General features: G+C 41.0%; 13 protein-coding genes. 4 read left to right on the forward strand and 9 right to left on the reverse strand.

Translation table 11 applies throughout. From position 1 onward, the window contains the following. Positions 1–65: 65 nt before the first annotated feature. The 7 genes from WAA86_RS12235 to WAA86_RS12265 form a co-directional block, all read right to left on the reverse strand. Entirely contained in the window at positions 66–1,349 is a 1,284-nt protein-coding gene (locus tag WAA86_RS12235; protein ID WP_337301295.1) for a DUF3570 domain-containing protein, read from the reverse strand. Positions 1,350–1,355: 6 nt separating this feature from the next. Beyond that, the gene (locus tag WAA86_RS12240) at positions 1,356–1,565 is read right to left on the reverse strand and encodes a DUF4266 domain-containing protein (protein WP_337301296.1); all 210 of its coding nucleotides are present in this window, start codon (positions 1,563–1,565) and stop codon (positions 1,356–1,358) included. Positions 1,566–1,601: 36 nt separating this feature from the next. Continuing rightward, a complete protein-coding gene (locus tag WAA86_RS12245; RefSeq protein ID WP_443217591.1) occupies positions 1,602–2,597 on the reverse strand; it encodes an FAD:protein FMN transferase in 996 nt (331 codons plus the stop codon). After that, a complete protein-coding gene (locus WAA86_RS12250) occupies positions 2,594–3,028 on the reverse strand; it encodes a thioredoxin family protein (RefSeq protein WP_337301297.1) in 435 nt (144 codons plus the stop codon). The genes WAA86_RS12245 and WAA86_RS12250 overlap by 4 nt, the downstream gene beginning before the upstream one ends. A gap of 28 nt (positions 3,029–3,056) precedes the next feature. Beyond that, on the reverse strand, positions 3,057–3,494 hold the full coding sequence (locus WAA86_RS12255) for a QcrA and Rieske domain-containing protein (protein ID WP_337301298.1): 438 nt from the start codon (positions 3,492–3,494) through the stop codon (positions 3,057–3,059). A 51-nt stretch (positions 3,495–3,545) separates the two neighbouring features. Continuing rightward, positions 3,546–4,724: an AIR synthase related protein gene (locus WAA86_RS12260; protein ID WP_337301343.1), complete on the reverse strand. Its 1,179-nt coding sequence runs from the start codon at positions 4,722–4,724 to the stop codon at positions 3,546–3,548. 87 nt (positions 4,725–4,811) lie between these two features. Continuing rightward, on the reverse strand, positions 4,812–6,998 hold the full coding sequence (locus WAA86_RS12265) for a glutamine synthetase III family protein (RefSeq protein WP_337301299.1): 2,187 nt from the start codon (positions 6,996–6,998) through the stop codon (positions 4,812–4,814). Between the two features lie 204 nt (positions 6,999–7,202). Between WAA86_RS12265 and WAA86_RS12270 the strand changes: the two genes are divergently transcribed. Further along, on the forward strand, positions 7,203–8,213 hold the full coding sequence (locus tag WAA86_RS12270; RefSeq protein WP_337301300.1) for a glutamine synthetase beta-grasp domain-containing protein: 1,011 nt from the start codon (positions 7,203–7,205) through the stop codon (positions 8,211–8,213). A gap of 66 nt (positions 8,214–8,279) precedes the next feature. Here the strand turns inward: WAA86_RS12270 and WAA86_RS12275 are convergent, their stop codons facing one another. Further along, on the reverse strand, positions 8,280–9,218 hold the full coding sequence (locus WAA86_RS12275) for a calcium/sodium antiporter (protein WP_337301301.1): 939 nt from the start codon (positions 9,216–9,218) through the stop codon (positions 8,280–8,282). A 154-nt stretch (positions 9,219–9,372) separates the two neighbouring features. Here WAA86_RS12275 and WAA86_RS12280 point away from each other — a divergent pair, with 154 nt between their 5' ends. From WAA86_RS12280 to WAA86_RS12290, 3 genes are all read left to right on the forward strand, one after another. Further along, the gene (locus WAA86_RS12280) at positions 9,373–9,732 is read left to right on the forward strand and encodes a BlaI/MecI/CopY family transcriptional regulator (protein ID WP_337301302.1); all 360 of its coding nucleotides are present in this window, start codon (positions 9,373–9,375) and stop codon (positions 9,730–9,732) included. Position 9,733: 1 nt separating this feature from the next. Beyond that, positions 9,734–11,617 carry a M56 family metallopeptidase gene (locus WAA86_RS12285; protein WP_337301303.1) on the forward strand — a complete coding sequence of 628 codons (1,884 nt, stop codon included), beginning with the start codon at positions 9,734–9,736 and terminating at the stop codon, positions 11,615–11,617. Between the two features lie 511 nt (positions 11,618–12,128). Beyond that, positions 12,129–12,281 (forward strand): SsrA-binding protein, encoded by a 153-nt coding sequence (locus WAA86_RS12290; RefSeq protein WP_337301304.1) that lies wholly within the window; start codon positions 12,129–12,131, stop codon positions 12,279–12,281. 4 nt (positions 12,282–12,285) lie between these two features. Here the strand turns inward: WAA86_RS12290 and WAA86_RS12295 are convergent, their stop codons facing one another. Then, positions 12,286–13,284, reverse strand: a complete 999-nt coding sequence (locus WAA86_RS12295) for a LacI family DNA-binding transcriptional regulator (RefSeq protein ID WP_337301305.1) — start codon at positions 13,282–13,284, stop codon at positions 12,286–12,288. Positions 13,285–13,315 lie beyond the last annotated feature (31 nt).

Genomic DNA, 13,315 nt, shown 5'->3' on the forward strand with positions numbered 1-13,315 from the left:
TTTGGCATGAATCATAAGAAAATGAAAATCAGAAGATTGCGTCAAGGTTTTTCGTTTGCCCCAAGCTAATCAGCTACGAAGGATGCCCCAAAAGTGACTATAAAAGAGCTCAAACCATCACTCCTATCATACTGATTCAGGCGGAGATCTAGCGTCTTTAGACCATAGTTGAATACTTTTGTTGAAGTAAAAATATCCTTATATCGGATCCCCATCCCATATTGATGCGCATCAAAAGCAGAAAGATCATAGTCCGAGGTATAAAATTGGAAAGTTGACAATGCCACCTCCTTTTCGAAGAAATAATCCGCAGCTGTTTGGGTATAAAAGCGATACATGGGATAAATTGTAAAGGCATTCCCAATTTTAACAGGCAATTCCAAGCTTGCGGTGTGTGAGGCAATCCCCCAATCATCGCTATAAAATCTGTAATAGGATCGAACTACGAACAGATCATTGACATAAACATTTAGGCGCCCTCCCAGTGGGACTTTCACCCTAGTATCTGGTAAACGTTCTACGTCATCGGCCAATTGAAATTCGTCAATATAGAAGTCGTCCCTATCCCCAAAGTATACCCGCTGAAATGGCGTGCTCAGCAATCCGTTTTGGGAAACGAGATCCATAAACAAGGATCCCTGTACCCTTTTGCCCAATATTTGGGAGAAATTGAGGGATAGGGAATAGGAATTTCTATTCTCATTTGCAAAGGCCTCGAAAACCGGGGAGTACGTCCCATTCCCCATAATCCGGTCGTCAAAAAAACCCCCTCTGAGTTCAATGGGATATTGGGGGTTCCAAGTATCCAGAAAAACCTGAGCGCTCGCGCTTACTTCAGTATTTTTTTCATTGAACAAGCGGGTATAACTCCCGCCAAAACCCACGGAAAAATAATCGTACTCAGAAGAGACATACCCCTTCACCCCCCATATGGTATTCCTATCATCGGAACTATGTTGATATGACGGAGTCAAATGGGTCAACACATCGCTTCGGGAGGCACCAGAAGAAGCTATATATGAACTTACAGGACGGTTCGGATCCCCATCCAATGGATTAACATCACTGGAGGACGCAGAGGTATAGGCAGAAATTCCCACATCCACGGTAAGAACATCATCCTCATTCAGCGGCATTCTTACAATTAAACTCGACGTAACATCTGTTAATTCCTCGGTACCATCACCACCGGAAACTGCAGCATGTATCCCATCCTGATTGTAATGACTGAAGAGCAGATCTATTTCCGTTGCTTCCAAGACACGCTTTTTATATGCGGTTGAAAGGGTATCTTGGGCAGATACGATAAATGTGATAAGGCAGAAAACACCAAGGAAAATTCTTCTCATAACCAATTAATTACAGCCGCAGCCGCCACCTGTTTTTCCGCCATTGCCACCGGATGCCGCTTCTCGATAAATTTGAAAATTAACCTCAAACTGCTCCATACCTTTAATGGCCAACTGCATTTCTTCATCATTCAAATACACCTTATCATATTCCTTTACCGCTACACAGGAGGTCAATGATATGGCAGAAAAAAGAATCAATAGAAATCTTGTCATTGGATTTTGTTGTAAAATGATATAGGGTTCCTAAATCTAGTTATTATTATCGAAGATAATACCCTTGCTCTTATGAATTTTATTGTCACTATCCACAATTATGGCTTCGGTGCCCCTTAATTGTGCCACCAGCGCCAATCCCGTGTCCACCCCCATGATATACACGGCAGTGGCGAGCGCATCGCTCAGTTCTGCTGTTTTTGTGAAAATGGAAACACTATTGATTCCAGTAGAGGGATACCCTGTACGAGGGTCTATGATATGGGAATATTTGACCCCACCAAAGGTTACAAATTTTTCATAGTTGCCAGAAGTTGCCACGGAGGATTCCACTATGGGCAACCAGGAAAAAATCTTATCCTTGCTCAACGGGTTGGCTATACCGATCAACCATTTTTCACCACTTACCTTGGTACCCCAAGTAGTGAGGTCACCTGCAGCATTGATAATACCGGCCCTTACCTGTTTGGACACCAAAAGTTCCTTGGCCTTATCGGCCGCATACCCCTTTCCTATGGCACCAAAGCCAATTTTCATCCCTTGGTCTTTCAGCAGTACCGTACTTGCCTCGGCATCCAAAATAATCTTATTAAAACCTACTTTGGAAACGGAATTCTTGATTTCAGCTTCTGTTGGGGGAAATTTCATGGAGCCATCAAATTTCCAGATCTGATCCATAGAGGCAAAAGTAATATCAAAAGCCCCATCTGTAATTTCGGAAACCTGCTTGCATCGTTCGATCAGCTTGAAAAGTTCCCTACTGACTTTTACGGGTTTAATACCGGCATTTCGGTTGATCTTTGCGGTTTCGGAACCCTCATCCCATGAAGAAATCAACCGCTCAATCCGTTGGATCTCGGCGGCGGCCTCTTCTATGTTGATATATCCTATTTCCTCATTGGGTGCAACCACGGTGATCTCAAACCTGCTCCCCATCAATTTCATTACCTTTTGAACCGTAACAAATTGCTGTTCCTGAGCATTTAAATTCACGGTCAACATCAAGAACAACAAAGGGAGCATTCTTTTCACTTTCCAAAAGAATTTAGAAGGGTGATGTATGCTTTTGGTGTGGTTTTCTGATATCCGGTCTCACCAAGGATCTTGCCGCTTTTATCGAGCACCAGTATTAATGGAAAATATCCTTTTGGATTATAGCGTTCGGCTAGTTCTTTATTTTCCCTAACCAGCTGTTCCTTTAATCTATTCTCTTTTTTACGTGGAAAATCTGCCCGATAAAGGATATAGTTTTGCTTGGCGTACGATTTAAATTCATTGGATTGCCATATTTCCCTATCCAATTTAATACAGGGCGCACACCAATCCGAGCCAGAAAAAACCAAAATAATGGGTTTATTTTCCTGCTTGGCTATGGCCATGGCATCTTTAAAATCATCATTCCAATCCTGGGCACAAAGCGCCATGGGTAGACAAAGCAGCCAAATACATAATAATTTCCGCATCAGTGTGGGGTTTTACGCTTATCTGCTTTTATTCAAATACGCGAAGGATATCGCCATTGAGTTCTGTTCTGAAAATTTTCAACGGTCTACTGGTAATATTGTTCAAAGGCGTCCCGGCCTGATCAAATCTTGCTCCATGAGTAGAACAATTGAAAATACCCCCGTTATCATTTACAAAGCGTACATTTTCTGTGCCTTGATGGCTACAAACCTGACTGGCAGCGACGTAGGCCCCCTCCAGATTTCTGACGACCACCACTAAATTTTTCAGAATAAATCCCCCATTGGTCTTAAGGTTATTGGCCTCTGAAGAGTTCAAATCAATAGTGAAGTCGACCCCTTTTGGCACAGGGGTTTCGTTTATAGTTTCCTCTTCACCTCCCGATGAACACCCATGCAAACAAGGGAATGCCAGGGCAAAAGCAGCTCCCGCTCCAAGGCTCATTAAAAATTTTTTTCTTTCCATAGCTAGTTATCTTTTAATAAGACAACGTTTAAAAGGAAGGATTCGTATATCTTAATATTGGAAGATTCCGTATTCGCTTTTTATGGTCAATTTTTTGACAGGACTTTCTTCCACCCGACCCACTATTTTGGCATCCACCCCAAAGCTTTTTGCTATGGCGATCACATCTTGGGCAATGGCTTCATTAAGATAGAATTCCAAGCGATGGCCACAATTGAAAACCTGGTACATTTCTTTCCAATCGGTCTTGGATTGTTCCTGGATCAATTTGAACAAGGGCGGTACCGGGAAAAGATTGTCTTTTACAATATGAAGCTCGTCTATGAAGTGTAATATCTTGGTCTGCGCGCCACCACTGCAGTGCACCATCCCATGAATATCTTTGGAAGTATATTTGGTCAGTATTTTTTTTACAATGGGCGCATAGGTCCTCGTTGGCGATAGCACCAATTTACCCGCATCCAAAGGCGAATCTGGCACCGCATCCGTCAATTTCACATTCCCTGAGTACACCAAGTCCGATGGTACAGCATGATCATAACTTTCCGGGTATCTATCAGCCAAATACTTGGAAAAAACATCATGTCTGGCCGAGGTAAGTCCGTTACTTCCCATTCCGCCGTTGTATTCCTTTTCGTAAGTGGCCTGTCCGAAAGATTCCAAACCAACAATGACATCCCCTGCCTCGATATTTGCATTATCGATCACTTCACTGCGTTTCATACGTGCCGTAACGGTAGAATCCACAATAATGGTACGTACCAAATCCCCTACATCAGCAGTTTCCCCACCTGTTGAGTGAATGGTGATCCCATGTTCCCTCAGGTCGGCAATAAGGTCTTCCGTACCATTGATAATGGCCGAAAGCACCTCCCCGGGGATTAAGTTTTTATTGCGCCCGATGGTAGAGGAGAGCATGATGTTGTCCGTGGCTCCCACACAGATCAGGTCGTCCACATTCATGATCAGGGCATCTTGGGCAATACCCCTCCATACAGAGATATCCCCGGTCTCTTTCCAATACATATAGGCCAGGGAAGATTTGGTACCTGCCCCATCGGCATGCATCACCAAACAATAGTCCTCATCATTGGTGAGATAGTCCGGGACTATTTTACAAAATGCTTTTGGAAACAAGCCTTTGTCTATGTTTTTTATGGCATTGTGCACATCTTCTTTGGAGGCGGAAACCCCTCTTTGCTTATATCTCTCACTATTGGAAGCGCTCATGGTCTGTTGTTTGGCACAAAAATAGGGCAATCCATAAAAAAAGCCCACAAAAAAGTGGGCTTTTACATAAAGAAGGTTTTGGATGGACTATTTAATGAACAACAGCTCCCTGTATTTGGTCAATGGCCAAAGCTGGTCATCTACCAAACGTTCCAATTTATCACAGTGGTTTCTGATCTCCTCAAAATAAGGACGCACATTGTCACAATAGGCAAAGGCCTTTTTATTGACATCTGTCAGGGCATTGGCGCTCTTTCTGGCCTCTGTCATGGCATCGGTCTTTTTCTTGAGGGCACTGATATGTTCTGCAATATTCTCAATCATAGAAAGCTGGCCCTCGGTAAGCGTTTTATGCGCCGCCCCATAGATGTCCTTCAGCCCCATGACATTTTTGATCAGCTTGTTCTGATAGGTAATGGCCGCAGGTATCAAATAGTTGTATACAATTTCATTGTACATCCTGCCCTCAATCTGCAAATGAAGAATATAGGCTTCCAATTCCACTTCCTGCCTAGCCCTTACCTCCACCTCGCTCATGACGTTCATGGACTTCAGCAGTGCCAAACTTTCCTTGGATGTCAAGATTTGTAAAGCTTGGGGTGTGGATTTATTATTGCTCAATTTTCTGCGCTTGGCCTCCTTTTCCCAATCCTCACTATAACCGTCCCCTTCAAACCTGATCTTCTTGGAGGTTTTGATATACTCCCTTAGGACATTGAAAACAGCTTCATCCTTTTTTAGGTTCTTCTTGTCTATCAGGGCATCCACCTCCTTTTTAAAGGCTATCAACTGCTTGGCCACAATGGTATTGAGAATGGTCATTGGCTTCGCACAGTTGGCCTTGGATCCAACCCCACGCATTTCAAATTTATTCCCCGTAAAGGCAAAAGGAGAGGTGCGGTTCCTATCGGTATTGTCCAATAAGATCTCCGGAATTTTCCCTACCACATTCAATTTCAGCTCTGTCTTTTCCTCCGGGGATAATTTCCCTTGGGAAACCCCTTCCAACTCATCGAGCACATCGCTCAATTGCTTCCCTATAAAAATGGAGAATATCGCCGGCGGTGCCTCATTGGCCCCCAACCTATGGTCATTACTCGCAGAGGCTATGGAAGAACGCAAAAGCTCTTCATAGGTATCCACTGCCTTGATAGTATTGATAAAAAAGGTCAAAAACTGTAGGTTTTTCATGGGCGTGGACCCAGGGCTCAACAGGTTTACCCCTGTATCCGTGGCCAAGGACCAGTTGTTGTGTTTTCCAGAGCCATTAATACCTGCAAATGGTTTTTCGTGAAAGAGCACTTTAAAGCTATGCTTGTCGGCTATCTTTTCCATGACGTCCATTAACAATAGGTTGTGGTCTACCGCCAAATTGGCCTCCTCAAACACGGGTGCCAATTCAAATTGATTGGGTGCCACCTCGTTATGACGGGTCTTTACCGGGATTCCCAACTTGGTACACTCTTTCTCCAAATCGCTCATAAAACTGAGCACCCTGCTAGGGATCACCCCAAAATAATGATCATCCAACTGTTGCCCTTTGGCGGCAGAATTGCCCACCAAGGTTCTCCCTGTCAATAATATATCTGGACGGGAATAGGCCAAAGCCTTGTCTACCAAAAAGTATTCCTGTTCCCAGCCTAAAGTGGCATTTACCTTGGATACATTTTTATCAAAGTATTTGGCTACTGCTGTGGCAGCCTCATCTACAGCACTCAAGGCCCTTAATAACGGTGCCTTGTTGTCCAGGGCCTCTCCAGTGTAGGATACAAATATGGTTGGGATACATAAGGTAGATCCATAGATAAATGCGGGGGAAGTGGGATCCCATGCGGTATAGCCTCTTGCCTCAAAGGTATTACGGATACCACCATGGGGAAAGCTTGAGGCATCGGGTTCTTGCTGAACCAATTGTCCGCCACCAAATTTCTCCAAAGCCTTGCCATCTGGCAAAAGATCAAAAAAGGCATCGTGCTTTTCCGCTGTTGCCCCAGTGAGCGGTTGGAACCAATGCGTATAATGCGTAGCTCCCATTTGAATGGCCCAAGCTTTCATTCCTTCGGCAACCTGATCGGCTATTTTACGGTCCATTTTAGTCCCTGAAAAGATGGCTCCCTTTACTCGATCGAAAGCATCTTTAGTAAGGTATTGGAGCATTTTGTCTTCGTTGAAAACATTTACCGCGAAAAGTTCTGAGCGTCTGCCCCTCTCTTCCACAGCAATGCGATTCCTATTGTTACTCTCCTTAATGGAGGAAAATCTTAGCTTGGACATATGTGTACAATTACGTTTTGCGCAAAATTAAGAATTTAATAATTTAATGGACAAAAAATAAATTTAAATCAAAATACCCCCATTAATACAAGGGTAAACAAAAAAAGAACCAACTTTAACACAATTGCCCCCTTAAAATTTAGACAGGTAAGTGAAAATATATATTTTTGCCTGTCTTAAAGATTAAAATTAACTACCAAGATTATGAGCAAGTCAAAATTAGAGTACATTTGGTTGGACGGTTACGAACCAACTGCAAACCTGAGAAGTAAAACTAAAGTTGAAGATAATTTTAGTGGGAAGTTGGAAGATTGTGCTATTTGGTCTTTCGATGGAAGTTCTACAAAACAAGCTGAAGGCGGATCATCTGATTGCCTCTTAAAGCCTGTTGCCATATATCCAGATCCAGCAAGGAAAAATGGATACATAGTAATGACTGAAGTTTTAAATCCTGATGGAACACCTCACATATCCAACTCAAGAGCCACAATTGATGATGAGGATGGCGATTTCTGGTTTGGTTTTGAGCAGGAATATTTTATCATGGACAAAACCACCCAATTACCATTAGGTTTCCCTGTAGGTGGTTACCCAGGTCCACAAGGGATGTACTACTGCTCTGTTGGTGGAAAAAACACTCACGGAAGAGCATTTGTAGAGGAGCACGCCGATTTATGTATTGCAGCCGGATTGAACTTTGAAGGTATCAACCAAGAGGTTGCCAGTGGACAATGGGAATTCCAATTGTTCGCCAAAGGTGCCAAGAAAGCCGGAGACGAAATTTGGGTTGCCAGATATTTGTTGGACCGTTTGACTGAAAAATATGGTTACTATATTGAATACCACCCAAAACCGATCAAAGGAGATTGGAACGGTTCCGGTATGCATGCGAACTTCTCCAACACGACTTTGAGAACTTGTGGTTCCAAAGAAGTATACGAGAAGATCTGTGAAGCTTTTAGACCTGTTACCGCTGAACATATTGCCGTTTACGGTGAGTTCAACGATCAGCGTTTGACCGGGAAACACGAAACTGCATCTATCCATGACTTTAGCTATGGTGTATCCGATAGGGGAGCTTCCATTAGAATTCCTATCATTACCGTTCAAAAAGGATGGAAAGGATGGTTGGAAGATAGAAGACCAGCTTCTAACGGTGATCCATACAAGATTGCAGGTAGAATTGTAAAAACGGTTAAATCTGCAAAGGTTTAATCCTGAAGATAAATTAATTGTTGAATACTTTGAAAAGCCTTTGGAAATCCAAAGGCTTTTCTTTTTTTATGATATGGTGTGGTAAATGAATGCCAGGTAAAATCCCAAAAGTACCAGACCATCTCGCCAGCCCAGGCGCAAGCCTTTGGGAAAGAACACCAAGGGCAGGATCAAAAATGATATGCCCAACATCCAAAAGATATCACTACTCAAAAGACCTTGATCTATTACGTCGATTGGGGTTACCATGGCAGTTATACCCAAAACAGCCAAAAGGTTGAATATATTTGAACCAATGAGATTTCCAAGGGAGATTGCCTTTTCCTTCTTCATGACCGCAATCACCGAAGCCGCCAATTCAGGGATACTGGTTCCAACAGATACCACGGTTACGGCAATTACCCTATCACTTACCCCATAGAACGATGCTAGACCGACTGCCCCATTGATAAGCAGCTCCGACCCACCCCAGAGTCCAACACCCCCAAGACCCAAGAACAGAACCGTTCTATCCAGTGGCAGTAGCACATCATCTTCCGGCATTTCGTCCACAACGGCCGTTTTTTGAAATCTTAACAGATAGACCAAAAACAAAAATAGGACCACAACCATAACGATCCCCTCCCCTTGTCCCAACCTTCCATCAAAATATATAAAGCCAAAAAATAATAGTGAGGCTACCATCATCACCGGCCAATTGGTGGTATAAAAATTTTTGCGAACATCTATGGGACCCAAAATTACGGTAATGGCCAATACAAGGCCCAAGTTGGCAATATTGGACCCAACCACATTGCCCAATGCCAGATCAGGAAAACCATCTAGGGCTGCGTTGATGCTCACGATCAATTCAGGGGCCGAAGTAGCAAAAGACACTACCGTCATCCCCACTACAATTTTAGGAATGCTCAGTCGCAAAGAAATGGCAACTGCCGCTTTTAACAGCCAATTACCCCCCATGATCAGCATTGTGAGCCCCAAGATGACGAATAGGATATTCTGCATTCTTAAGGTTTTACCTGTAAATATAAATGAATCCCAACCAACTTTAAGCTTGGACCAAAAAACACCACATCTACTATTTTTTTAGTTAAATAACTACTAAAATAGTTTGTTAACTATAATTTTAGTTTTATGTTTGGTCTAAAATTGGTGAATTATGCAAAAGCTAACGAATAAGGAAGAGGAGATTATGAAAATACTGTGGCAGTTAAAAAAAGCATTTGTCAAAGAAATTATGGCCGAAATAAAAGATGACCAACCACACTACAACACCCTGTCCACCATAGTTCGTAATTTGGAGGACAAGAAGTATGTTGCCCACGAGGCTTTTGGGAACACCCACAGATATTACCCATTGATTTCCAAGGAGGACTATCGGAAGAAATATATAAATTCCACTTTGGCTGATTATTACGATAATTCCTATAAAAGCATGGTCTCGTTTTTCGCCAAAGAGGATAAAATTTCTGTGGACGAATTAAAAGAAATTATCAACCTGATTGAAAAGAACAAATAGTATGGAACCCTTTATAATCTATCTCTTAAAATCTTCAGGCTTGGTGTTGTTGTTCCTATTGTGTTATGCCGTACTTCTACAAAAGGAAACAGCGTTTAAGGCCAATCGGATATTTTTGAATCTGGGACTACTCATTTCGCTGGCACTTCCATTGGTAACTTTTACCAAAACCATATGGATCGAAACAACTAGTATGCTACTACCAACAATGACAACAATACCTTCACCCAACCATGCAATCCAAGATGTTTTTGATTGGCAAGGTCTTTTACTTCCGCTTTATGCCATTGGTAGTTCTATACTTTTATTACGATTTATTGTTCAACTATTATCGCTTAAAAAACTGATCAAAGAAAGCACAATAGCTGGTAGCGGGCCATACAAAATTGCAGAAACCCAAAGAATCATTGCCCCTTTCTCCTTTTTCAATTATATCGTATACCACAAACCTGTTTACACAAAAGAAGAACTTAACAATATTCTAACCCATGAAAAAGTACATGTAGCGGGCAAACACTCGTTGGATATTATTTTTATGCATTTAGTATCGATTTTCTTGTGGTTCAATCCCTTCATCTGGCTCTATAAAACCTATATGGAGCAAAATCTTGAATTCATTGCGGATCATGAAACCGCCAAAATCAATCAAAACCTCAAAAGCTATCAATATTTATTACTTAAATCAAGCGTGGGAAGTCATCAATTCTCCATTGTAAATCCATTTTTTAATTCATTAATCAAAAAACGAATCGTCATGTTAAACAAATCAAAATCAAACAAAAAGCAGGCGTGGAAATACGCCTTAATTATTCCTATGCTCATTGGGTTCATCTTCCTTTTCAACATAGAGACCGTTGCCCAATACAGAACAGAAAATAGTGAAGAGTTAGAGCAGCAGGAAGTGGTATTCACCATTACTAAAGAACAATCCAATAAAGATTTGGATGAACTTAAGAAGGAAATTAAATCCAACCATGGAGGCACCTTAAAAATCAATGGTCTCAAAAGAAATGATGCGGGAGAAATTTCTGCTATCACCGTCGAATTTCAGGATAAGGAAAAAGGGATGGTAAGGGCCAGATACAATGAAGACAATGGCATAGAACCAATACTGTTTGGAACGAATACTACGGGCGGCATGTTTATTGTGTCTGGGGATCATGATATACCATTTGGTCCAAGTGGAATGCATGCTGCTTCCAAGAATATAAAAATCAGAAAGGAGATTGGTCGTGCCAAAAGGGACATGGAGCACAGTGCCGCCTATAATGACAAAGAAAAGCATGTAGTTGTTTTACAAGAAAATGGGGAGGAAACCATTTTGGTCAATGGCAAAAAAGTGACCCGGGAAGAGTTTGAAGCGATGGAAAAAGAGGATCATGATAAGGAAATTATTATTAAAAAAATACAGCAAGGCGATGGAGAGGACAATATTTGGATTGAATCCCCTGGCAACAAAACACAAAAGATAATTATCAAAGAAGTTGACGGCAAAAAGACCATTGAAGTCAACGGGAAAAAAATATCTCCAGAAGATTTTGACAAAATGAAGATGAAGATGGAAGCTGAGGAGATGAAATTACATATGGGGCATCATAAAAACAAAGAGAAAATGAAATCTGTTTTCATAATGAAGAATGGCGATGAGGAAATTGAGGAAGATTATGAAGAAGAATTAATCCACTCTACCCTAATGAATTTGGCGGATAGCGAAGATTTCAAAATAATGATTGATGGCAAGGAGTCTACGAAGGCCGAAATGCAAAAACTATCACCAGATGAAATTGCCACCTTTGATGTCTTAAAAGAAGAAAAAGATAACGGCAAGCAGGATGCTAAAAATAACACTGTTATTATAAAAATCCGGACCAAGAAGAAACAATAATAGTTGCTTGATTCTTTTAAATTCGCTCTCATCCAGAGCGTTTTTTTTATGTAAAAAAAGACGGAACGATTATTTTTTATAATTTAGAGGATCAAAATGCCCTAGGTATTTAAAATACGAGCACAAATCCCCCTTCAGCTCTTACAGATTTTTACATCTGAATCAAAATTTATTACAATTTGGAACTTTTATTAAGGCCGATGATTTAACATTAAAATAATATTGATTTATTTAGTTACAAATCTATATGCAAATACATTAAATCAATGGCTCAGGCTTGGAAATATGGGTTGGATTATGGTATATTGAGATAATAATCGATTATACGAATCCTAATTATTAACCTTAAAACAACAAATTATGATCACTCTTGCTAAAATTTTATTATTTGTATTAATGTCACTGATCATGATATTAGCGTAAGGAACACACAATAGGCCTATATAAAACAAAGGGCGCCGCAAGGCACCCTTTTCATTGTAAATAACCTTTATATTTGGAAAAAATTTCAATGAGAAAACACTTCTTCAAATTTTTGGCCAAGGTGAACCGATTTTTCCTTCCCTCCTACTCCAAAAAACAATTGGATCTTGCCAAAGCTTCAAAATTTCAGATGGCCATCATTGGATGGCGTTATTATGTAACGCTGCACGCCCTGGATTGAACTATCAATATATCTTCTTCTCAATACTATCTATGCGCATGGTCTGCATGGTATCCAACTCTTTTTTTTCCAATTGGGAAATTAACAGCTCTGCCGACTTTTCTCCAAGAAATTTGCCCCGCTGTGAAATGGCAGATACCCCTTTGATGTTTTCAAAAGTCGATTTCTGATTGGAATACCCATAAATTAGCAATTGGTCTGTTCCCAAATGCTTACGGATTTCCATATCATTTATGATTGTTTCCAAAAGGTACTGATTCGAAATAATCAATTTGCTTATCTTTTTGGATTTGATATTAGCCACTACTTCCTTGACAAAAGATTCTTCACCATTGGACTTCATCAATTCCACATCTTTGTATTGATGTTCATTTTCCAAGGCATCCAGAATACCTTTTTTCCGTCTATCCAAGTATATGGCATCGGAAAATGAATCCACGACCAGTACCTTGTCCGTATTGGATATCCCAATATTCTTGATGGAATTATATGCCTCTTCATAGAAGTCTATACTTACCTTATGCACCCTTAATTCTTCCGGCACCTTATTGGCAAGCACTACTTCCATTCCAGAATTAACAGCCTTTACTATATGATCATATTGCCCAACACCAATGGTTTCATCGGTCAAGGAAATGATGATACCGTCAATTCCCTTATCACTGAGAAAATCTACATTTTCAGATTCTCTTTCCGAGCTGTAGTTGGAAGTACACAATATAGCATTGTAGCCGTGAATATGGGCAACCTTTTCTATCCCAATGAACAACTTTGCAGAGAACCGGTCCAAAACACTTGGTATGATCACCCCAATGGTTTTGGTCCTACCTTTTTTGAGGCTTAAACCTAAGGAATTGGGCCTGTACTTGTATTTCAAAGCTACTTCCTTAACTCTTTTCTTGGTAAGCTCACTAATCTCAGGACTGTTGTTCAGTGCTTTGGAGACCGTGGAAGGTGACAAATTTAAGATCTTGGATAGATCCTTAAGTGTTAAGTTTTTCACGTACTGATTATTTAATATTATCCACAATGAT

The sequence above is a fragment of the Sediminicola sp. 1XM1-17 genome, assembly GCF_037203765.1.
In the GTDB taxonomy this organism is placed as follows: domain Bacteria; phylum Bacteroidota; class Bacteroidia; order Flavobacteriales; family Flavobacteriaceae; genus Sediminicola.

Coding starts and splice junctions, on each gene's coding strand:
- WAA86_RS12235 (WP_337301295.1), bottom strand. CDS start 1,349: ATGAGAAGAATTTTCCTTGGTGTTTTCTGCCTTATCACATTTATCGTA.
- WAA86_RS12240 (WP_337301296.1), bottom strand. CDS start 1,565: ATGACAAGATTTCTATTGATTCTTTTTTCTGCCATATCATTGACCTCC.
- WAA86_RS12250 (WP_337301297.1), bottom strand. CDS start 3,028: ATGCGGAAATTATTATGTATTTGGCTGCTTTGTCTACCCATGGCGCTT.
- WAA86_RS12255 (WP_337301298.1), bottom strand. CDS start 3,494: ATGGAAAGAAAAAAATTTTTAATGAGCCTTGGAGCGGGAGCTGCTTTT.
- WAA86_RS12260 (WP_337301343.1), bottom strand. CDS start 4,724: ATGAGCGCTTCCAATAGTGAGAGATATAAGCAAAGAGGGGTTTCCGCC.
- WAA86_RS12265 (WP_337301299.1), bottom strand. CDS start 6,998: ATGTCCAAGCTAAGATTTTCCTCCATTAAGGAGAGTAACAATAGGAAT.
- WAA86_RS12270 (WP_337301300.1), top strand. CDS start 7,203: ATGAGCAAGTCAAAATTAGAGTACATTTGGTTGGACGGTTACGAACCA.
- WAA86_RS12275 (WP_337301301.1), bottom strand. CDS start 9,218: ATGCAGAATATCCTATTCGTCATCTTGGGGCTCACAATGCTGATCATG.
- WAA86_RS12280 (WP_337301302.1), top strand. CDS start 9,373: ATGCAAAAGCTAACGAATAAGGAAGAGGAGATTATGAAAATACTGTGG.
- WAA86_RS12285 (WP_337301303.1), top strand. CDS start 9,734: ATGGAACCCTTTATAATCTATCTCTTAAAATCTTCAGGCTTGGTGTTG.
- WAA86_RS12290 (WP_337301304.1), top strand. CDS start 12,129: ATGAGAAAACACTTCTTCAAATTTTTGGCCAAGGTGAACCGATTTTTC.